Source organism: Sinomonas notoginsengisoli, from assembly GCF_021554725.1.
GTDB lineage: Bacteria > Actinomycetota > Actinomycetes > Actinomycetales > Micrococcaceae > Sinomonas > Sinomonas notoginsengisoli.
Genome location: NZ_JAIZDP010000013.1, coordinates 1 through 19641, shown reverse-complemented (window position 1 = coordinate 19641; position 19641 = coordinate 1). Strand labels below are relative to the sequence as shown.

Annotated in this window: 20 protein-coding genes and 1 riboswitch; of the genes, 7 read left to right on the top strand and 13 right to left on the bottom strand. The window is 68.1% G+C overall.

From position 1 onward, the window contains the following. Positions 1-10: 10 nt before the first annotated feature. The 8 genes from LF262_RS15275 to LF262_RS15240 all read right to left on the bottom strand — a co-directional run bounded on the left by LF262_RS15275 (position 11) and on the right by LF262_RS15240 (position 6857). Positions 11-583 (bottom strand): 2'-5' RNA ligase family protein, encoded by a 573-nt coding sequence (locus LF262_RS15275; protein WP_235781263.1) that lies wholly within the window; start codon positions 581-583, stop codon positions 11-13. Positions 584-587: 4 nt separating this feature from the next. Then, positions 588-1628 carry a tryptophan--tRNA ligase gene (gene trpS, locus LF262_RS15270; RefSeq protein ID WP_235781262.1) on the bottom strand — a complete coding sequence of 347 codons (1041 nt, stop codon included), beginning with the start codon at positions 1626-1628 and terminating at the stop codon, positions 588-590. Between the two features lie 22 nt (positions 1629-1650). Next, a complete protein-coding gene (locus LF262_RS15265; RefSeq protein WP_235781261.1) occupies positions 1651-2478 on the bottom strand; it encodes an exodeoxyribonuclease III in 828 nt (275 codons plus the stop codon). Positions 2479-2487: 9 nt separating this feature from the next. Continuing rightward, entirely contained in the window at positions 2488-3021 is a 534-nt protein-coding gene (locus tag LF262_RS15260; RefSeq protein WP_235781260.1) for a hypothetical protein, read from the bottom strand. 46 nt (positions 3022-3067) lie between these two features. After that, complete coding sequence (locus LF262_RS15255; protein WP_372462788.1) at positions 3068-3898, bottom strand: ABC transporter permease; 831 nt, start codon at positions 3896-3898, stop codon at positions 3068-3070. Next, the gene (locus LF262_RS15250; RefSeq protein WP_235781259.1) at positions 3895-4779 is read right to left on the bottom strand and encodes an ABC transporter permease; all 885 of its coding nucleotides are present in this window, start codon (positions 4777-4779) and stop codon (positions 3895-3897) included. The genes LF262_RS15255 and LF262_RS15250 overlap by 4 nt, the downstream gene beginning before the upstream one ends. After that, positions 4772-5710 (bottom strand): ABC transporter ATP-binding protein, encoded by a 939-nt coding sequence (locus LF262_RS15245; RefSeq protein ID WP_235781258.1) that lies wholly within the window; start codon positions 5708-5710, stop codon positions 4772-4774. The genes LF262_RS15250 and LF262_RS15245 overlap by 8 nt, the downstream gene beginning before the upstream one ends. Positions 5711-5873: 163 nt before the next feature. Next, positions 5874-6857 carry a LysR substrate-binding domain-containing protein gene (locus LF262_RS15240; protein ID WP_235781257.1) on the bottom strand — a complete coding sequence of 328 codons (984 nt, stop codon included), beginning with the start codon at positions 6855-6857 and terminating at the stop codon, positions 5874-5876. Positions 6858-7080: 223 nt separating this feature from the next. Between LF262_RS15240 and LF262_RS15235 the strand changes: the two genes are divergently transcribed. Beyond that, entirely contained in the window at positions 7081-8466 is a 1386-nt protein-coding gene (locus LF262_RS15235) for an MFS transporter (protein ID WP_235781256.1), read from the top strand. Between the two features lie 156 nt (positions 8467-8622). Here the strand turns inward: LF262_RS15235 and LF262_RS15230 are convergent, their stop codons facing one another. Continuing rightward, positions 8623-9528 carry a bifunctional methylenetetrahydrofolate dehydrogenase/methenyltetrahydrofolate cyclohydrolase gene (locus LF262_RS15230; RefSeq protein WP_235781255.1) on the bottom strand — a complete coding sequence of 302 codons (906 nt, stop codon included), beginning with the start codon at positions 9526-9528 and terminating at the stop codon, positions 8623-8625. Between the two features lie 7 nt (positions 9529-9535). After that, positions 9536-10843 (bottom strand): serine hydroxymethyltransferase, encoded by a 1308-nt coding sequence (glyA, locus tag LF262_RS15225; protein WP_235781254.1) that lies wholly within the window; start codon positions 10841-10843, stop codon positions 9536-9538. A gap of 100 nt (positions 10844-10943) precedes the next feature. Then, positions 10944-11030: riboswitch (ZMP/ZTP riboswitch) on the bottom strand. A gap of 82 nt (positions 11031-11112) precedes the next feature. Between glyA and LF262_RS15220 the strand changes: the two genes are divergently transcribed. Together LF262_RS15220 and purU are read left to right on the top strand one after the other, a co-directional pair. After that, positions 11113-12213 carry an NAD(P)-binding domain-containing protein gene (locus LF262_RS15220; protein ID WP_235781253.1) on the top strand — a complete coding sequence of 367 codons (1101 nt, stop codon included), beginning with the start codon at positions 11113-11115 and terminating at the stop codon, positions 12211-12213. 30 nt (positions 12214-12243) lie between these two features. Further along, a complete protein-coding gene (gene purU, locus LF262_RS15215; RefSeq protein WP_235781252.1) occupies positions 12244-13092 on the top strand; it encodes a formyltetrahydrofolate deformylase in 849 nt (282 codons plus the stop codon). A 30-nt stretch (positions 13093-13122) separates the two neighbouring features. Here the strand turns inward: purU and LF262_RS15210 are convergent, their stop codons facing one another. Further along, positions 13123-13644, bottom strand: a complete 522-nt coding sequence (locus tag LF262_RS15210; RefSeq protein WP_235781251.1) for a gamma carbonic anhydrase family protein — start codon at positions 13642-13644, stop codon at positions 13123-13125. A 135-nt stretch (positions 13645-13779) separates the two neighbouring features. Here LF262_RS15210 and LF262_RS15205 point away from each other — a divergent pair, with 135 nt between their 5' ends. Continuing rightward, positions 13780-15495 carry a hypothetical protein gene (locus LF262_RS15205; RefSeq protein ID WP_235781250.1) on the top strand — a complete coding sequence of 572 codons (1716 nt, stop codon included), beginning with the start codon at positions 13780-13782 and terminating at the stop codon, positions 15493-15495. A 71-nt stretch (positions 15496-15566) separates the two neighbouring features. On the opposite strand, the gene LF262_RS15200 is transcribed toward LF262_RS15205, so the two are convergent. Beyond that, positions 15567-16640, bottom strand: coding sequence for an HAD-IC family P-type ATPase (locus tag LF262_RS15200; protein WP_308190548.1), 1074 nt, complete (start codon positions 16638-16640; stop codon positions 15567-15569). After that, positions 16601-17038 (bottom strand): hypothetical protein, encoded by a 438-nt coding sequence (locus LF262_RS17165; protein ID WP_308190547.1) that lies wholly within the window; start codon positions 17036-17038, stop codon positions 16601-16603. The genes LF262_RS15200 and LF262_RS17165 overlap by 40 nt, the downstream gene beginning before the upstream one ends. 99 nt (positions 17039-17137) lie before the next feature. On the opposite strand from LF262_RS17165, the gene LF262_RS15195 reads away from it, so the two are divergent. The 3 genes from LF262_RS15195 to LF262_RS15185 form a co-directional block, all read left to right on the top strand. Then, positions 17138-18211 (top strand): Gfo/Idh/MocA family protein, encoded by a 1074-nt coding sequence (locus tag LF262_RS15195; protein ID WP_235781249.1) that lies wholly within the window; start codon positions 17138-17140, stop codon positions 18209-18211. A 96-nt stretch (positions 18212-18307) separates the two neighbouring features. Further along, positions 18308-19297, top strand: coding sequence for a hypothetical protein (locus tag LF262_RS15190; RefSeq protein ID WP_235781248.1), 990 nt, complete (start codon positions 18308-18310; stop codon positions 19295-19297). An 82-nt stretch (positions 19298-19379) separates the two neighbouring features. Beyond that, positions 19380-19641, top strand: a 262-nt coding sequence (locus LF262_RS15185) for a hypothetical protein (protein ID WP_372462787.1), incomplete at its 3' end; no start/stop codon positions are given.

The window sequence follows — 19641 nt, the reverse complement described above, 5'->3', positions numbered from 1 at the left end:
TGGCGGTGGATCACCTCGAGTTTGATCCGGCACCGAAACCAAGCTCTTCCTTCAGCTGCCAGGACCCGTCCACATCATGCTCGTACAGGCCCATGCTGGTCACCGTGAAGGACGCCCTATAGGACTTGAGCGCCCCCTGTGCCGCGTCCAGCTTCTCGGAGGGCAGATCGTGCGCAACCGTGACGTGGGGATGGAAGGGGAAGGGCAGCACGCGTGCGAGCGGCCCACACTGGAGCCGGCGGTGCAAGCGGACGCACTCCTCAAAGCCCTCTGCGACATTCACATACACGACCGGTGACACAGGACGGAACGAGCCCGTGCCCCGCAGGCTGATCCGGAACGGTTCCGTGCGGGACGCGACAGCACGGACGTGCGTCTCGGCCGCGTCCCAATTGTCCGTCTCGGTGGTGGTGACGAGCGTGATGTGAGCGGGAATCGCTTCCGCCATCTTGTCGCCGAACGAGGCGCGCCAGGCGCGGAGCTCCTCGGCGACCGGCTCAGGAAGGCCCAGGATCACGCCGACGAGCGGCCTGACTGGCTGCGCGAGCGGCCCTCCCAGCGAACCGTCCTCAAGCTGGGGCATGGCCTCAGGCGAGGGTTGCCGCCGGGGCCAGGGCGGGCAGGAAGCCGACCCGCTCGTACACCTCGGCGAGCGTTGGCACCGCGATCTCGCGTGCCTTCGCCGCGCCGACGGCGAGCAGGCGGTCGAGCTCTGCGGGGTCTGTCAGGAGATCCTCCGTGCGCGCCTTGATGGGGGCGAGCGTATCCACCACCGCCTCTGCCACGTCCACTTTGAGGTGCCCGTACATCTTCCCCTCGTAGTCCGCCTCGAGGTCGGGGACGCTGCGCCCGGTCACGGTCGCGAGGATGCTCAACAGGTTCGAGACGCCAGGCTTGTTCTCCTGGTCGAACCTGACCTCCGTCCCGGTGTCCGTCACGGCGGACTTGATGCGCTTGGCCGTCACCTTCGGGTCATCGAGGATGTTGATGAGACCATTCGGCGACTCGGCGGACTTGGACATCTTCGCCGTCGGGTTCTGCAGGTCGTAGATCTTGGCCGACGTGCGTGGGATGAGCGGCTCCGGGACTGTGAAGGTCTCGCCGAAGCGTGTGTTGAACCGATGTGCGAGGTCGCGGGCCAGCTCAAGATGCTGGCGCTGGTCCTCGCCCACAGGGACGCCGTACGGCTTGTACAGGAGGATGTCCGCCGCCATGAGCATGGGGTAGGTGAAGAGACCGGCACTCGCGGCATCATGGCCCTGGCGTGCCGACTTGTCCTTGAACTGGGTCATGCGGGCGGCCTCGCCGAAGCCCGTGAGGCACATGAGGACCCACGCGAGCTGCGCGTGCTCGGGGATGTGGGACTGGACGAACAGGGTGGACTTCTCCACGTCGATCCCACCCGCGATGTACTGGGCTGCAGTGAGACGGGTGCGGTGGCGGAGCTCCGCCGGATCCTGCGGGACGGTGATGGCGTGAAGGTCCGGGATGAAATAGAAGCAGTCGTACTCGTCCTGCTGGGCGACCCAGTTGACGAGCGCGCCAAGGTAGTTGCCGAGGTGGAGCGAATCGCCCGAGGGCTGCATGCCGGAGAGGAGCCGCTGGCGGGCCTGAGGAGTGAAGGTCATGAGTAAGTTGCTTCCGGAAGGTCTAGAGCTGGTAGTCGATGACGAGCGGGGCGTGGTCGGACCATCGGGTGTCCCATGCCGCGGCACGGTCCACGACGGCGTTCCGCGCCGCTGTGGCCAGAGGAGGGGTCGCCATGTGGTAGTCGATGCGCCAGCCCGCGTCGTTGTCGAAGGCCTTTCCGCGCTGGGACCACCACGTGTAGGGGCCGTCCACTTCGCCGGCGAGGCCCCGGTGGACGTCCCTCCAGCCGATCTCATCGCCGAAGAACCTGTCGAAGTAGGCACGCTCCTCGGGGAGGAAGCCGGCGCGCTTCTGGTTGGCCTTCCAATTGCGGATGTCCAGCGGGGTGTGGCCGACATTGAGGTCGCCGACCACAAGCGCGTAGTCGGAGAACTCAGCGAGCTCGGGCAGCCGCTTCAGCATGACGTCCAGGAAGCGGTACTTGTCCACCTGCTTCGGCGTCCCGGCCTCCCCCGAGTGAACGTAGGCGCTGACCACCGTGAGCTGCCGCCCGCCGTCGAGCGTATAGTCCGCCTCGACCCAGCGGCCCGCCGTCGCGAAGTAGTCGTCCCCAATGCCCACCCGCGTCTGGGTGGGGGGCTCCTGGGAAGCGATGGCCACTCCCGCACGGCCCTTCGCATCCGCCTCGGCATGGAGCACGTTCCAGCCGTCGAAGTACCCGCGCACTACCGGATCCGGCGCGCGTACCTCCTGCATGCAGAGGATGTCGACCTCGCGCGGCTCGAGCCACTCCTGCATGCCCTTGCGCCACGCTGCTCGGAGGCCGTTGACGTTGACAGTGGCGATGCGCAGTGCCCCACCCTTCGGGGCCGTCACGGGGAAAGTCACCTAGCCACTCTACCCTTCGTCGACGACCGTCCCTGTGACGGGGCCGGAGTCGTCGGGTCGGAGCATGTCCCGTGCGTTGGAGGCGGTGATCTGGATGGTCTCGAGGGCCCGCGCAACCTGGTCGTTGTCCTTGCCGAGGTTGTCGCGGACCACGCGCTCCTGCACCTGAATGATCTTGAAGGAGTGGTCGAGCTTGAGATCGCGGGCATCGTCGACCGTGCGGGCCTCACCCACAGAGGTGCCGGCCACCGACGGCGCGCGCACGCCGAGCTGCTCGGCCGCGCGTTCGAATTTCTCCTGGGCCCTGCGGCCGGCCTTGCGCACCGTGGTGAAGACGAACAGCGCGAAGACGAGCCACCCGAACGAGATGATCGCGACGATCCAGCCGATGACCTCATTCTGGTTGGCAGCGAAGATGACCGCCACGAGGAACGCGAGAACCAGGACCGAGAGGCCGAGTGCGCCCACTCTGATCCCACCTCCGCGGCGGGCCCCGGGGGCGTCGGGGCGTTGGGACGTGTTCTGGTGGCCGAGACTCTGCATGCCTTCCATTCTCCCAGACGCCCGGGCGCCTCCCGCGGAGGCGCAGTCAGCGCAGGAAGAGGGCCCGGAGTCGGCCGGTGGTGAAGGCGACGCCCACGAGGATCATGACCGCGTAATACACCAGGTGCAGCCACGTGGCCGAGGTGAAGACCCCGATGCTGATCTGGCGCATGAGCTCCACCCCATGCCAGAGCGGGAACGCCTGGACGACCCACTGCACCGGCACGGGGTACACGGACAGCGGATAGAACGTTGCGGAGAACAGGAACATCGGCAGCATGAAGAACGTGATCATGTCCATCTGCTGGAACGTCTTCATGTAGCTGGTCACGGCCATGCCGAACGAGGCGAATCCGAATGCGACCATCACTGACGCCGGCACGAGCAGGAGGGCCCACGGTGTGGTGATGAGCCCCATGACGCCCATTACCCCCGTGAATCCGAGCGCATAGAGGAACCCCCGGAAGAGTGCCATGAAGATCTCGCCCATGGCGATGTCGAGGGGCCCCAGAGAGGTGTAGAGCATCCCTTGGTAGATCCTGCCGAAGTGCATCTTGAAGAACACGTTCCAGGTAGAGTCGTAGATCGCGCCATTCATGGCGGACACGGCCAGCAGCGCGGGGGCGATGTATGCCGCGTAGGAGACCTGCGTCCCCCCCGGGCCTTGGACCGCCCCGACAAGGCTACCGAGACCCACCCCCATCGAGAGCAGGTAGAAGACCGGCTCGAAGAAGCCGGAGACGAGGATGATCCAGTTCTGGCTCTTGATGACGCGGAACCCTCGTTCGATCACGGCCGCGGCGTTTCCTGCGTAGAGCGCGCCGAGTGGCCGCCTGCTGGGCGAAAGAGCGTAGTCCTCGTCGGTCAGCATGCTCACTTGCCCATCCTCCTCACGTAGTTCCGCTGCGCCCACCAGACCCCGAACGCACCCAGAGCGACAAGGTAGAGAACGTGCACGACCACGAGCCACGCCGGCTCCTGGAGCCCGTAGGAGACGATTCGGCCAAGCTGGTTCCCGTGCCACAGGGGCGAGATCCAGCCGATCCACTGCATGCCGACCGGCATCGTGCCCAGAGGGTAGAACGTGCCCGAGAACAGGAACAGCGGCATCACGATGAAGCGCTGGATCATCGAGAACTGGAAGTTCTCCTGCTCGATGTGGGCCGAGTACGCCATGACCGGTGCCCCGAAGGCCATGCCGGCGAGCACGCCGATCGGCACGAGGAGCCACGCCCACGGCCCGGGGGCGGCGCCGAAGAGAAGCATGATGAGGAAGAACACGAGGCTCTGGACGAGGAGCCGCACCCCGACGGCCATGGTGTGCCCGGCGGCAAGCTGGCCCGGGACGAGCGGCGTGACGTGCGGGCCGTAGTAGGTGCGGCGCCACTTGAAACCGGCCATCACAGGGAACATCATCTCGTTCGCGCTCGTCATGACGGCGCTCGAGACCAGCAGCGCCGGGGCCGCGAACGCGAGGTACCCCACGCCGTCGAACGCCGCGCTCGTCCCGCCGGGGCTCCGGTCCACGATCGAGGCGAGGCCCACCCCCATCGAGAAGAGGTACAGGAAGGGGTTGCCGACGCTCGTGACGACGATCGCGACGAGGTAGGCGCGCATGCTGCGCAGCATGTGCTCGGCGAAGTAGAACGAGCCCCAACGGCGGGCCTTCGCGGCGGAGACCTCCGGCGAATGGGCGCGCAGGAGGCCGGTCTCACGGCGCGCAGCGGTCGGGGAACCGCCGGAGCGGGGCTCAGTCAATGAGGGACCGTCCCGTCAGACGAAGGAAGACGTCCTCGAGAGAGGACCGGCGCACGAGAGAGGTGATGGGGTGCAGGCCACGAGCGCTGACCTGCTCGAGGGACCACTCGCCGTCGTGCGTGTAGATGAGCACGCGGTCGGGAAGCAGCTCGAGCCGCTCCCCTGCGCCGTCGAGTGCAGCGAGGGCGGCCGCATTGTGCTCGGCGCCGAAGCGCACCTCGACCACTTCCCGGCTCGAGTGCTCGCGGATGAGGGCCGCCGGCGACCCCTCGGCCATGATCCGGCCCTTGTCGACCACCATGAGCCGATCGCAGAGTTGCTCCGCCTCATCCATGTAGTGCGTGGTAAGGACGAGCGTGACCCCCTCCTCCTTGAGCCGGAAGAGGCGGTCCCACAGGACGTGGCGCGCCTGCGGGTCAAGGCCAGTGGTGGGCTCGTCGAGGAGCAGGATCTTGGGCTCGTTGACGAGCGAGCGGGCGATCGTGAGGCGGCGCTTCATGCCGCCCGAGAGCGAATCGACCTTGGCATTGGCCTTGTCCTCGAGCTGGGCGAAGGAAAGCAGCTCATCGGCGCGCTGGCGCAAGTAGCTCAGCGGCAGGCCGAAGTAGCGCCCGTAGACGATGAGGTTGTCTCGGACCCGCAGTTCCTCGTCGAGGTTGTCCTGCTGGGGCACGACGCCGAGGTGCGCCCTGACCTCGGGGCCCTGCTCCTCGGGATCGAGGCCCATGATCTCGAGCCGTCCGGACGTGCGCCGGGTGACGCCGCCGATCATGCGCATCGTCGTGGACTTGCCAGCACCATTCGGCCCGAGCAGGCCGAAGGACTCCCCCGCGGGCACCTCGAACGTGATGCCGTCGACGGCGTTGAACTCGCCGTAGGTCTTGACCAGGTCCTGGGCGGAGATCACGGTTCTCCGGGATGCGTCGTTCACGGCCCTCCCCCCGGCAGGTGCTGAAGCGAACTGTGACACAAATTGCACCCTAGTACGGCGCTCCGACATGGGCAACGAATCTTTCACAACAGGGTGTGCGGCACCAGCGCTAGGTTGCCGTTTCGCCGGACGACGCCGCCGACCCGGCCTTCGACTTGTAGGCCTACTCCCGCGCGGTGGCGGAGCCGGCGTGATGCGGACTGGCCGCGAGCGCCGGCCCCGCGGCGTCGTGCGTCTCCGGCTGGCCGTAGCAGCCGAGCTTCTCGACCGCATAGTCGAGGAGAGCGGCGGCGCGCGGCGTGAGGGCCATGTCCTCGGGCCAAATCCCCACGACGTGCGTGCGAGTCGTGGGTGGGTCGAGGGTGCGGACCGCGAGCGGACGGCCCTCGATGCTCATCGGAAGGACGTTCGGACGGGACATGAGCAGGCCGTATCCCACGCCGCGGCCCACGAGCGCCTGGACGAGGATGATCTGCGGGACCCTCGCCACGATCCTTGGGGTGAGCCCTCGGGCGGCGAACGCCTGCACGGTGTTGACGGTACTCGGGCTGGCCTCGTAGTGGATGAGCGGCTCGTCCGCGAGGTCGGCAAGGTCCACCGTGGCCTGTGCCGCGAGCGGATGGTCGGGGTGGAGGTGCGCCTCGAGTTCCGTGGCATAGATCCTGCGCTGTCGGTACCCGACGGGCAGGTACATGTCATACATGATCGCCACGTCGAGCTTGCCTGATTCCAGCGCCGGCAGCAGGTCGTCGTTCGTCCCCACGGTGATCTCGAGGTCAACCCCGGGGTAGCGGCGCGGGAAGCCGTCGAGGAGTTCGGGGACCACGCTGGTGGCAAAGCTCGCGAAGCAGCCGAGCTTGACTGGTCCCCGCAGGTCGCCGCCGCGCTGCGCATCGAGGACGAGCTCGCGCGTGTCAGCAAGGATCCGGCGGGCCTGATGGGCGAAGTGCTGCCCGGCTGGGGTCAAGGCCAGGCCGCGGGCCTTCCGGCGCACGCACAGCTGCTCCCCCACCGTCCGCTCGAGGCCCGTGATGGCCTGTGAGAGGGCGGATTCAGAGATGTGCAGGTGAACCGCGGCCGCGCTGAGCGTTTCGAAGTCCGGCAGCGCGGCGAACAGCTCAAGCTGCCGGAGAGTCACCTCTGCCATGAATGCTTCCTCCAAGGAAAAGAGTCCGGAGCAATCGAACTTAAGTCGAATCAAAGTATATCTGCGGATATCTGAAGTTTACATTTGGAAGTGACGGGGGCCACGATAGGTGGACCATCACCCACCGCCTGCTCCCCGTCTCGGGCCGCTGGCACCCCGTTCCCCGCGGCCGCGCCGCACCGTGAGGCATCGGTGACGATGCCGATGAGCAAGGACATCCCGCATGGCTACTCCCGCCGCCCCCGCCGCATCTTCCGCGGCAAACCAGCGACGCGTCGCGCTCGCGACGATCATCGGCACCACGATCGAGTGGTACGACTTCTTCATCTACGCCACAGGCGCCGGGCTCGTCTTCGCCCAGCTCTTCTTCAAGCCAGCCGGCGAGGAGATCGGCCTGCTGCTCTCCTTCGCCACGGTCGGCATCTCGTTCCTCTTCCGCCCGCTCGGCGCGTTCCTCGCGGGGCACTTCGGCGATGTCATCGGCCGCCGCGCGATGCTCGTGATCACGCTCATCCTCATGGGTGCGGCGACGACGTTGATCGGCGTCCTGCCCACGTTCGCCCAGATCCGCATCGCCGCACCGATCCTCCTGCTCCTGCTCCGCATCCTCCAGGGCATCTCCGCCGGCGGCGAGTGGGGCGGGGCGGTGCTCATGGCCGTGGAGCACGCCCCGGCGGATCGACGTGGCCGTGCCGGCGCCTTCCCACAGCTCGGCGTGCCGCTCGGCATGCTCCTCGCCTCGGGCGTGATGGCGATCATGACCGGCCTGGTCTCCCCCGGCCAGGCGTTCATCGACTGGGGCTGGCGCGTGCCGTTCCTGCTCAGTGTGGTGCTCATCGCGGTCGGGTACATGGTGCGCCGCTCCGTCGAGGAGAGCCCAGTGTTCACCGAGATCGCCGAGCGCGGCCAGCAGACCAAGGTCCCGATCGTCGCGCTGTTCCGCAAGCACTGGCACCTCGTGATCCTCGCCGCGCTCGTGTTCGTGGGCAACAACGCTGCCGGCTACATGACCACCGGCGGCTTCCTCCAGGGCTACGCAACCGGCAAGCTCAAGATGGACGCCACCGCAGTGCTCCTCGCGGTCACCGTCGCGGCGGCCGTCTGGTTCTTCTCGACGCTCGCCGCGGGCTACCTCGCAGACACGATCGGCCGGCGCAACACCTACCTCATCGGGTTCGCGATCCAGGCAGTCATGGCCTTCGTCGTGTTCTTCTTCGTGAACCAGGGGACCGTGGGAGCGCTCTACACGGGCCTGATCCTCTTCTCGATTGGCCTGGGCCTGACGTATGGCCCGCAGGCTGCGTGGTACTCCGAGATCTTCCCCGCCTCCGTGCGCTTCTCCGGCGTCTCGATCTCGTACGCGATCGGCGCGATTCTCGGCGGCGCATTCGCCCCGACCATCGCCCAGGCGCTCCTGCAGTCAACCGGATCCACCGTGTCGATCTCCGTCTACCTGCTGATCACGGTCCTCGTCTCCATCGCCGCGGTCCTCATGCTCCGCGATCGCCGCGGCATCCCGCTCGGTCCGGACCACGAGGCCGAGCAGGCCAGCGGCTCGACGATGTTCGCCCCGAACCGCTCGGCGGAGAAGGCCCCGGCCAAGGCCTGACACCTCAGGCCCAGCCACTGCCCGGCACCTTGTGTGGCCACGTCCGCAGTCTGCGGACGTGGCCACACGGCGTTTGGGGACAACGGCAACGGGCGACGGCGGCACTCAAGGTGAGTGCCGCCGTCGCCCGTTGCTGTGGTGGGGTGAGCGTGCGCGTCAGGCGAGGCCCGCAGCCCGCTCAGCGGCCTCGACCACGTTGGTCATGAGCAGTGCCACGGTCATCGGGCCGACACCTCCGGGGTTCGGGGACATGTACCCGGCCACGTTGGCAACATCGGGGTGGACGTCGCCGTACACCTTCGACTTGCCGGTTTCGGGATCGTCCTCGCGGGTCACGCCCACGTCCAGCACGGCCGCGCCGGGCTTGACGTCCTCGGGCTTGACGATGTGCTTGACGCCCGCACCGGAGACGATCACGTCCGCCTGGCGCAGATACTGGGCCATGTCCGGGGTGCCCGTGTGGACGATCGTGACGGTCGCGTTGATCTCGCGCCGGGTGAGCAGGAGCGGCATCGGCCGGCCAATGGTCACTCCGCGGCCCACCACGACCACATGCTTGCCCTTGAGGTCGTAGTCGTTGCGCAGCAGGAGCTCGATGACCCCGCGTGGCGTGCACGGCAGCGGCGTCTCGATCTTGCCATTGACATTGAGCACGAGCCTTCCGAGGTTGGTCGGGTGGAGCCCGTCCGCGTCCTTCGCCGGGTCGATGCGCTCGAGGATCGCGTCGGTGTCGATGTGCTTGGGCAGCGGCAGCTGCACGATGTACCCGTGGCACGTCGGGTCCGCATTGAGCTCGTCGATGAGGGCCTCAACCTGCGCCTGCGTGGCGTCCGCGGGCAGCTCCTTTTGGATCGAGTTCATCCCGATCGCCTTGGACTGCTTGTGCTTCATGCCCACGTACAGCTGCGAGGCGGGGTCGGCCCCCACAAGGACCGTCGCGATGCCGGGGGTCACGCCGCGGGCCTCGAGGGCAGCGATGCGCTCGGCGAGCTCGGCCTTGATCTCGGCGGACGCCTTCTTGCCGTCAAGGACGACGGCGTTGCTTGTTGGCTGGGTCGTCATCGGCGCCTCACCACTCCTCGTGTCCGGGGTAGAGGGGGAATTCCTGTGCGAGCGTGTCCACGCGCCCGCGGAGGGACTCCACGCTGGAAGGCCCGGAGCCTGCCCCGACCTTGAGCGCGGTCGCGATGATATCGGCGACCTCGGTGAACTCGGCCGCGCCGAACCCGCGGGTGGCAAGCGCAGGGGTGCCGATGCGCAGGCCCGAGGTGACCATCGGCGGGCGGGGATCGAACGGGACGGCATTGCGGTTCACCGTGATGCCGACCTCGTGGAGGAGGTCCTCGGCCTGCTGTCCGTCGAGGGCGGAGTTGCGCAGATCCACGAGCACGAGGTGCACGTCGGTTCCGCCGGTGAGGACGGACACGCCGGCATCTGCGACGTCCTTCTGGCTGAGCCTGTCCGCGATAATCCTGGCGCCCTCGAGCGTGCGCTCCTGGCGCTCCTTGAACTCGTCCGACGCAGCAATCCTGAACGCCACGGCCTTGGCCGCGATGACGTGCATGAGCGGTCCGCCCTGCTGGCCCGGGAAGACGTTCGAGTTGATCTTCTTGCCGAGTTCCTCCTTGGCAAGGATCACGCCGGAGCGGGGGCCCGCGAGCGTCTTGTGCACCGTAGAGGTCACGACATGGGAGTGCGGGACGGGAGACGGGTGCAGGCCGGCGGCCACGAGGCCGGCGAAGTGGGCCATGTCAGTCCAGAGGTACGCGCCAACCTCGTCGGCGATCGAACGGAACGCGGCGAAATCGAGCTGGCGGGGGTAGGCCGACCATCCCGCGATGATCACCTGCGGACGCTCGGCCAGTGCCTGCTCGCGCAGCTTGTCCATGTCAACGCGGAACGTGTCCTCTTCGACCTGATAGGCGGCCACCTGGTAGAGCTTGCCCGAGAAGTTGAGCTTCATACCGTGCGTGAGGTGCCCGCCGTGCGCGAGCGAGAGGCCCAGGATCTTGTCGCCCGGGTTGATCATCGCCGAGAGCGCCGCGGCATTGGCCTGGGCGCCGGAGTGCGGCTGGACATTCGCGAATTCGGCGCCGAAGAGGGACTTGACGCGGCTGATCGCAAGATTCTCGGCAACGTCGACGTATTCGCAGCCCCCGTAGTACCGCTTGCCGGGGTACCCTTCCGCGTACTTGTTGGTCAGCACGGAGCCCTGCGCCTCCATGACTGCGCGCGGTGCGAAGTTCTCGGAGGCAATCATCTCGAGGGTGTCGCGCTGGCGGCCGAGCTCCTGCTCGAGGACAGCTGCGATCTCGGGGTCGACCTCACTCAGCGGCAGGTTGCTGACTGCGGACACGGTAGGAGTGGTGGGGGTCACGGGATCTCCTGGATTCAGGTGGCGGGAGGCTACTGGTCAGGCTACCGGCCCAGCGCTCCGCCTGGTACTGCGTGGCGGAGCGTGAAGGCGCGGCTTCTCGACCCCCGGCCCAGGCGTACGATCCGCGGTGTCCCATTGGTGCCGCTCCCCGGTGGTGATCCACCCAACGCCAGTCACGACGCCGCCCAGTTTACCGCGCTGGCCGGGAATGCCGGGAAGCGCCGGAAGGTTCCATCTATTAGTTGACGTGTCACTCAAGAGGAGACGAGATGGAGACCCTCCAAACCGTGGTCATCGGCGCGGGCCAGGCCGGGCTCAGCGCTGCGTATTGGCTCGGGCGTAGGGGCCTCGAACCTTGGGAAGACTTCGTGGTCCTCGACGGCAACGACGGGCCGGGGGGCGCATGGCGCCACCGCTGGGACTCCCTGACGTTCGATGCCGCGCACAACCTGCATCCGCTGCCCGCACTCCCGCTCGAGGTGCCGGACCCGCGCGAGCCGGCCTCCGCCGTCGTGCGCCGCTACTACGGCGAGTACGAGCGGGATTTCGCGCTCCCGGTGATCCGGCCAGTGCGCGTCGCTGCGGTGGAGCCGGCGGACGACGGCGACCGCCTCCTCGTGCGCGCGGCGGACGGCCGCTCGTGGCTGGCCCAGAAGGTCATCTCGGCCACCGGGACCTGGGACAGCCCCTACTGGCCGCACTACCCCGGCCGAGAGACGTTCCGAGGCAGGCAGCTCCACACGCACGACTTTGTGGCCGCAGAGGAGTTCCGCCGACAGCGCGTGCTCGTGGTCGGCGGCGGGACCAGCGCTCTCCAGTTCCTGCTCCAGCTCGATGCCGCCGGCGCCCAGACGTTCTGGTCCACTCGGCGGCCGCCGCAATGGACCGACGCGGCGTTCGATGCGGACTGGGGCGTGGATGTGGAGCGCCGCGTCAACGAGCGCACCCGCGCGGGGCTCCCGCCGCTCTCCGTCTCCGCCGCGACCGGCCTGCCGCTGACCGAGCAGTACCACGCCGGCATCCGTTCAGGAGTGCTTCTCTCGCGCGGGCCGCTCGCGCGGATCACGCCGACGGGGGCGGTGCTGGCCGACGGCACCGAGCTAGAGCTTGATGCCATCCTGTGGGCCACCGGCTTCCGGGCCTCCCTCGGGCATCTCGCACCGCTGCACGTGCGCGAGGCCGGCGGCGGAGTGCTCATGGGCACCGACGGCGTGAGCGTGGTGCGCGAGCCCCGCCTCTTCCTCGTGGGGTACGGGGCTTCGGCGTCCACGGTCGGGGCCACGCGGGCTGGACGTGCCGCCGCGATCGCGGCGACGCGCCTGCTGCGGCGAACTGTTGAACGCGAGGAGGCAGGCGCCGTCGTGCGCTAGTGCCGCGGACGGCTCGGTACGCTAGGGCGCGTGCAACGCAACACCTTCATCGTCACCCTCTCCTGCCCCGACCGGCCCGGAATCGTGTACGCCGTCTCGGGCGCGCTCCTAGCGGCAGGCTGCAACATCGCCGAGTCGCGCCAGTACGAGAGCCCCGATACGGGAACGTTCTTCATGCGAGTCGAGGTCGAGACCCAGTCGCCGCGAGCGGAACTCGAAGCCGCGCTCGCGCCGGTCGCCGACGCGTTCTCCATGAAGCTGGGGCTGTTCGACGGCGGGCGGCCCGTGCGGACGCTCATCATGTGCTCCAAGGACGGGCGCACGCTCAACGACCTCCTGTTCCAGCAGCGGACCGGGACCCTGCCCATCGACGTGCCGGTGGTCGTCTCCAACCACATCGACCTCGCGCCGATGGCCGAGTTCTACGGCGTGCCGTTCGTGCACCTGCCCGTCACCGCGGCCACGAAGGCGGACGCGGAGGCGCGGCTCCTCGAGCTCGTCGGTCAGCACCAGGTGGAGCTCGTGGTCCTCGCGCGGTACATGCAGGTGCTCTCCGATGACCTGTGCCGGGCCCTCGAGGGACGGGCGATCAACATCCATCACTCGTTCCTGCCCTCGTTCAAAGGGGCCAAGCCGTACCACCAGGCGCACGCGCGCGGCGTGAAGATCATCGGCGCGACCGCGCACTATGTGACCGCCACGCTCGACGAGGGGCCGATCATCGAGCAGGAGGTCATCCGGGTGGACCACTCCAAGACCGCCGACCAGCTCGTGCGACTGGGCCGCGACGTCGAGGGGCGCACCCTGTGCCGGGCCGTCCAATGGCACGCCGAGCACCGTGTCCTTCTCGACGGGCACCGGACGGTCGTCTTCGCCTAGGATCGCGCCGCGTTCAGCCGCTGAGCGCCCTTAGTGGCCGTTGGCCTGCCGATGCGCCCGCGCCAGCTCCACGTAGTGCGAGGCGTTGCGGTAGAGGCCCTTGACCTCCTCCTCCGTCAACTCCCGCCGGACCTTCGCGGGCACGCCTGCCACTAGGGACCGGGGAGGCACCTCGGTGCCCTCGAGCACCACGGCGCCGGCGGCCACGAGCGACTCGGAACCGATCACCGCGCCGTTCATGATGGTGGCGCTCATGCCGACGAGGACGTTGTCCCCCACGGTGCAGCCGTGCACGACCGCGTTGTGCCCCACCGAGACCCCGGCGCCCAGCGTGCAGGGGAAGCCGGCGTCCGCGTGCAGGACCACATTGTCCTGGAGGTTGCTGCCGGCGCCGACGCTGATGGTCGCGGTGTCCGCACGGACAGAGACGCCGTAGAACGCGCTCGACCGCTCGGCAAGATGCGCGTCGCCGATAATCGACGCCGTGGGCGCCACGAACGCGCTGGGATGGATGTCCGGGGTGCTGTCCCCGAAGTCGATGACTGGGCTCATGCGCCAAGACTAGTGGGCGGCCCCCTGTCGCGAAATTATCCGACCGATTCGTTGATCGACGTGTTTACAGCCCCTTGGCCTCGGCGGAGACTGTCGCTGCCGTGATCTCCATCACTCCTAGCGATTGGACCGGATATGAAGGCTCGCCTCGCCCTCGCCATTGCAGCACTGGTCGGGACCCTGTCGCTGGGAGGTGGCTTCATTGCCAGCGCCCAGGCAGTCAACCCGAACCTCGATGCCAAGGCGCATGGCCATTTGGACAACGGCAAGGCTCTCCCCCACGTCTCGGGAGGAACGGAGGTGACCTTCGACGAGGAGCGCGCGCTCGGGGCGGACAAGGCGTCCTCCTCGGACCTCCCGCCTGACGGCACCGCGTCTGCCCTCGGCTGCGCGAATCGGGGCTCAGCCACGAATCCACGGGTGAACCAGGACTGCACTGCGCGCCGACAGGCCGAGGAGCAGGTCGCCGTCAACCCGTTGGACCCCCGCAATGTCATCGCCGGCCAGAACGACAGCCGCGTCGGCTTCAACCACTGCGGCTTCGACTACTCGCTGGACCAAGGCACCACGTTCGGTGACGGGCTCCCGCCGTTCTTCCAGCATCTCAATCCCGGCACGGGCCACACCTACGACGCCGCAAGCGATCCCAATGTGACCTTCAACGGAGCGGGTGTCGCCTGGTACTCCTGCGTAGTCTTCGATGTCAACAGCAACGCCAGCGGCCTCCTCGCTGTGCCCTCCACCGTGGGCCTCAAGGGTTCGGCCTACGCGAATGTGGGTGCAGGCCCATCGAAGTTCGTCGTCGCCGAGACGAACGACGGACACACGTTCTATGACAAGCAGTTCATGGCCGGTGACCCGCGACCCGGCCAGAAGAGCGTGTACGTGACGTTCACAGTGTTCACTGCCGACCAGAAGTGCTCCACGGGCAACAACCCCGGCGCCTTCTGCAGCTCCGAGATCTTCTACTCCAAGTGGGACGGTGCGACCCAGAAGTGGTCCCCGATCGCCAACGTCTCGGGGACGTCACCGCTGTGCACCGGCGGCAACACCTTCGACAAGAAGGCTCCCGCGGACGCGTGCAACTTCGACCAAGGCAGCATGCCGGTGGTGGATCCGATCGACGGAAGCGTGTTCGTCACGTGGAGCAACGGCAACACCCCCACCGCCGTCAACCAGCAGCTCGGACGCCGCATCAACACCGATGGCACCATGGGCCCGGTCGTCAAGGTCGGCGTGGACGATGAGAGCAACATAAGCTTGTGCGACTTCGGGCGCGGCCCGGAGGAGTGCGTCAAGTCCCTCAATGTCCGGACCAATGACTTCCCGGCGATCGCCGTCGACCCCACGAACTCGAACCACCTCGTGACCGTCTGGCAGGACAGCCGCAAGGGGAGCGAAGCGTACAACGTGGTCGTGTCCGACAGCCACGACGGAGGCCGGACGTGGAGCGATGCGCAAGGCAAGGGAACGGTGTTCGGGGGCGTCCCCGGAGCGGCCCTGTTCCAGCCGTCCGTAGCCATCACGCGCACCGGCACGACTGCTGTTAGCTTCTACAACGCCAACCCCTACGCGGGCTCGGCGGTCGGAGGCGGCACGTTCGGCTACGGGCTCCGTTCGCGCCCCGCGGGCGCCAGCGCGTTCGGCGTGTACCGCCCGCTCAGCGATGGGCAGGAGTACCCGAGCCCGCAGGCCAATCGCAGCCAGGCTGGCTTCCTCGGCGACTACTCCAGCATCGCGGCCTCCACAGCGCCGGGATCGGACCTCGTACACGCCGTCTGGTCCGACACGCGCAACAGCGGCGCTGCCGGACCTGACGAGGACGTCTTCATGGCAACTGTGGCCCCCTGAGAACCGGGATTCCGGCCCATGACGGCGGCCGTCCCCTTCTCGGGGGGCAGCCGCCGTCGCGCTGAGAGGAGTCAGGGAAGCCGCGCGGGCTCCGCTGCGGGCTGCACCGGGTGCCCCACCCTCGGGCGACCGCCTCCGATGGCCCGCAAGGCGTTCAGAATGGTCGCGAGGTCCACGAGTTCCTGGAGGAGGGCTCCGGCAACGGCGGGCAGGACGCCGGTGAGGGCCACCACCATGAGTCCTACGCTGAGCGCAATCCCGAGCCAGATCGACTGCAGTGCCACCCGCACAGTGTGCTGCGAGATCTCGACTGCGGTCGCGGCCCTCGCGATGTCGTCGACCAGCACCACAGCGTCCGCGGACTCGCTGGCAGCCGTCGAGCCCCGGGCGCCCATGGCGATGCCGACGTCGGCGGCCGCGAGCACCGGGGCGTCGTTGACCCCGTCCCCGACCATGAGCACCGGCCGCGGCTCGGCCGCCCGGACGATCTCGACCTTGTCCAGGGGCAGGAGCTCTGGACGCACGTCCGAGACCCCCAGCTGGCGGGCAATGCTGCGGGCCGTCGACGCGCCGTCGCCCGTGAGCATGACCGTATGCCGCGCGCCGAGCTCGGCGAGCCGCGCAAGCGTCGCCCTCGCCTCGGGGCGGGGAAGGTCGCGGAGCACGACGACGCCGGCGAACGCCCGGTCGACCGCCACGTAAACGGCCAGCTCGCCCGGCTCCAGCGGTGGTTCGGGGATGGTGCGGCCGGTCTCGGCGCCGACGTAGGCACGCTTGCCCACGAGCACGCGCTGGCCATCAATGTCCGCGAGCACCCCGTTGGTGGCGGCTTCCTCTGCGCCCGAGCCGGGCAGGAGGTTTACACCCTGAGCGACGGCCGCCTGGACCACTGATCCCGCGAGCGCGTGGGTCGAGTACTGCTCAGCGGAGGCAGCCAGCGTCAGGAGCTCCTCGACGTCGAACCCCCGCTCGGGACGGACGGCGACGAGCTCGGGCCGGCCGCGGGTGAGCGTGCCCGTCTTGTCGAAGGCTGCCGTCTTCACTCGTGAGAGCAGCTCGAGGACCGCGCCGCCCTTGACGATCACGCCGCTCTTGGCTGCGCGGCTCATTCCGCCCATGAACGCCACGGGGGCTGCGATGAGCAATGGACAAGGGGTAGCGACGACAAGGACTTCGGCGAAGCGGCGCGCGGCGCCCGGTCCAGAAGTGCGGTGAGCTCACGCTTGGCCCGCCCGGCGGCATAGTCCTCGAGGGCCTCGCCGCCGGAAAGCATGAGCACAATGATCACGGCGGCGATGTACTCGCCCACAAGGAGCGTCGCGACGATGGCGGTGACGGCAAGGATGTCCAGACCCCAATGGCCGCGGAAGATCTCCCGGACCATTCCGATGAACGTCCATGCCGCGATCGCTCCCGCGAAGGCGCTCGCAACCAGCTGGGCCGCGTCCCCCTGGCCGATCACCGCGAGGACGAGCGCGAGGGCCAGGACGACGGCGCCGGCGATGACGATCGGATAGGTTCGCACAAGTCGGAGCATCCCCATGGTGCGATCCTCCCCGTCAGGGCAGCCCCAGTCCAGCGAGGCGAGGCTGGCCTCATATGTGCTCCGCGAGCGTCGTCGTGGCGTGGAAGGATGGGGCCCATGACGCGTCACATCCAGCGGCCGTGGCTGTCGCTGCAGCCCAACAACGATCCGCTCGAGCCGACCGGCCGCACGGTCCGGTGGGGCGTCGTGGCCACGGGTTCGATCGCGAGGACCGTGGCGCGGGATCTCTCCCTGCTGCCGGACGCTGTCCTGCACGCCGTCAGCTCGCGGTCCCGCGAACGCGCGCTCGGCTTCTCCCGCGAGTTCGGGGCCGCCCACGCCTATGCCGATCAGGGGTCCACTCCGGGCTACGTCCAGCTTGCCGACGACCCCGACATCGATGTCGTGTACGTCGCGGCCCCCCATGGGCAGCACCACCAAGTGGCGAAGGCCGTGCTCGAGGCGGGCAAGGGCGTTCTGGTGGAAAAGGCCTTCACGGTCAACGCGCACGAGGCCCAGGAACTTGTGGACCTGGCGTCTGCGAAAGGGCTGTTCCTCATGGAGGCGGTGTGGAGCCGGTTCGTCCCGGGCATGCTCCGGGCCTTCGACATCATCGAGTCCGGAGACCTCGGCGAGATCCAGTGGGTCTCCGCAGACCTGGGGTTCCCCGCACCGAAGGATCCCACCAGCCGCATCTGGGACGTGGCCGCAGGCGGGGGCGCACTGCTGGACCTGACCGTGTACCCGCTGCTGTGGGCCGTGGGAGCCCTAGGCTTCCCGGATTCGCTCACGGCGGTCGGGAGCCTCAACGACGCGGGCGTGGACGAGCAGAACGCACTCACGCTTTCCTACAGCGGCGGCCAGCTGGCCACCCTCATCTCATCTCTCCTGGCCCACGGGCCGCGAACGGCTACGGTGGCCGGGGCAGGAGGCGTGCTGACGAGCGTGGGCAGCATCAACAACCCCACGGAGCTTGTGGTCCGGCGCGGCTGGGACCCGGCGCAGATCGAGAAGATCGAGGTGGTCGGCCGAGGCTATGTGTACGAGCTGCGCGAGGTGGTCCGCTGCATCCAGCAGGGCATCGGTGAAAGCCCCACGATGCCCTGGAGGCATACGCTCGACACCATGCGCCTCTTCGATGGGGTCCGCCGGCAGCTGGGCATCGCCTACCCAAACGACATCAGGTCCTAAAAACGTCCTCCGGTCTGGACCAATTGAGGACCTTTGCTTACGATAAGGCCCGACGGCCTGTGCCACAGGACCGCCTGACTGGGGAGGAGGGCAAGCATGCGCGATGACGCCACATGGCGGACGCGATGGCTCTCCTTCGGCCGGCATGCCGCTGCAGCCGCTGGTCTAGGCGTCGGCTGGCTCCTCCTCTCAGCGGGATCTGCTGCCGCCTCGGCCCCCGCCGCAGGCGATCTCCTCGGCACCGTAGCGGCGCCCGCGCCGTCGTCCTCGGTTTCGGCGCTTCCCGGAACCGTCGGTTCCGCTTCAGGCACGACGACGGCACTCGCCTCCAATCCGACCGGCACGGCTGCGCATCTGGTCCAGACGGCAACATCCGCCGCGAGCACCGCGGTGCAGACGCTGCCCGCTGTCACCGCGCCCCTCACGGAAGGTTTATTGGCCCCGCTCGCGCCCGTGGTCGAGTCTGTTTCGGCCGGATCCACGGCCGCCCTCGGGAATGTCCTCGGGACCGTGGCCGGGGTGACTGGCGAGGTTACCGCCGTGGCCTCCGATGCATCTGTTCCCCTGATCCAGGTTCCTGCCCCTGTGCTGCTCGCAGACGCGACAAGCGGTCACGTCGCCGTGGAGGCAGATTCGCAGGCGGCTCCCCCGCCCGCTGCTGTCCTAGAGGCTGCTGTCCCAGAGGCTCCTGCCCCACAGGCTGTAGCGGTCAACGCTGAGGTCGGTCTGGGCAACGCAGTCGCGTCCGCAGACCAAAATGCCGGTGCCAGCTATCGAGGCGACCTGCTCGGCGATCTGTTGCGACCGGCGCCCTTCTCAATCGCCGTCTTGATCTCACACGCCCCTGCTGCTGCGCATCCGGACGCACCGGGTTGGCCAGCGGCTCCCCCGCTTCCGTATCTGCCGGCCCCAGGCTCTCTGGGGAGCTCGTACGTTGGTCCCTGGAGCGGTGCCGGCAGTTTGAGCGCACTCACTGCCGTCGCCTTCGGGCTCCTGCTCCTCTGGCGCTTCGGCCCACGACTTCATCCCTGGGCAACGCCTTTGCCGGCCTCGCCCTGCTTCGACCCCGGCTCTACTCCCGACTAAGAGGGGACAGGCCTGCCCTCATGCAGGCATACGATCCCCGGCGCACGTGAGCGCCACCACCATCTTTGTCAGGAGAAGAATCATGCATACGCTTGTGCGCCGAGCCATGCTCGGCACGCTGGTCGCGGGAGGCCTGTTCGGCCTCGGCCAAGTCGCCGCAAGTGCGGACGCGACCCTACCCTCAGCCGATCCACACCATGGAGCGGCCCAGCCACCAGCGGCGATCAACCCACTGAGTGTCGTCACCGATCCGGTTCTCGTCGTCGGAGCCCCAACCTCTGTCACCGTCGGGGGTGTCGGAGCCGCCAACCCGACTGCGCAGGCAGTGCCCGGCGTCGTCGGCG

What these genes read in the sequence shown, in the direction of transcription:
- LF262_RS15230 (WP_235781255.1), bottom strand. Translation starts at nt 9,528, where the DNA reads ATGACGACCCAGCCAACAAGCAACGCCGTCGTCCTTGACGGCAAGAAG.
- LF262_RS15205 (WP_235781250.1), top strand. Translation starts at nt 13,780, where the DNA reads ATGAAGGCTCGCCTCGCCCTCGCCATTGCAGCACTGGTCGGGACCCTG.
- trpS (WP_235781262.1), bottom strand. Translation starts at nt 1,628, where the DNA reads ATGACCTTCACTCCTCAGGCCCGCCAGCGGCTCCTCTCCGGCATGCAG.
- LF262_RS15210 (WP_235781251.1), bottom strand. Translation starts at nt 13,644, where the DNA reads ATGAGCCCAGTCATCGACTTCGGGGACAGCACCCCGGACATCCATCCC.
- LF262_RS15195 (WP_235781249.1), top strand. Translation starts at nt 17,138, where the DNA reads ATGACGCGTCACATCCAGCGGCCGTGGCTGTCGCTGCAGCCCAACAAC.
- LF262_RS15190 (WP_235781248.1), top strand. Translation starts at nt 18,308, where the DNA reads ATGCGCGATGACGCCACATGGCGGACGCGATGGCTCTCCTTCGGCCGG.
- LF262_RS15240 (WP_235781257.1), bottom strand. Translation starts at nt 6,857, where the DNA reads ATGGCAGAGGTGACTCTCCGGCAGCTTGAGCTGTTCGCCGCGCTGCCG.
- LF262_RS17165 (WP_308190547.1), bottom strand. Translation starts at nt 17,038, where the DNA reads ATGGGGATGCTCCGACTTGTGCGAACCTATCCGATCGTCATCGCCGGC.
- LF262_RS15260 (WP_235781260.1), bottom strand. Translation starts at nt 3,021, where the DNA reads ATGCAGAGTCTCGGCCACCAGAACACGTCCCAACGCCCCGACGCCCCC.
- LF262_RS15220 (WP_235781253.1), top strand. Translation starts at nt 11,113, where the DNA reads ATGGAGACCCTCCAAACCGTGGTCATCGGCGCGGGCCAGGCCGGGCTC.
- LF262_RS15275 (WP_235781263.1), bottom strand. Translation starts at nt 583, where the DNA reads ATGCCCCAGCTTGAGGACGGTTCGCTGGGAGGGCCGCTCGCGCAGCCA.
- LF262_RS15235 (WP_235781256.1), top strand. Translation starts at nt 7,081, where the DNA reads ATGGCTACTCCCGCCGCCCCCGCCGCATCTTCCGCGGCAAACCAGCGA.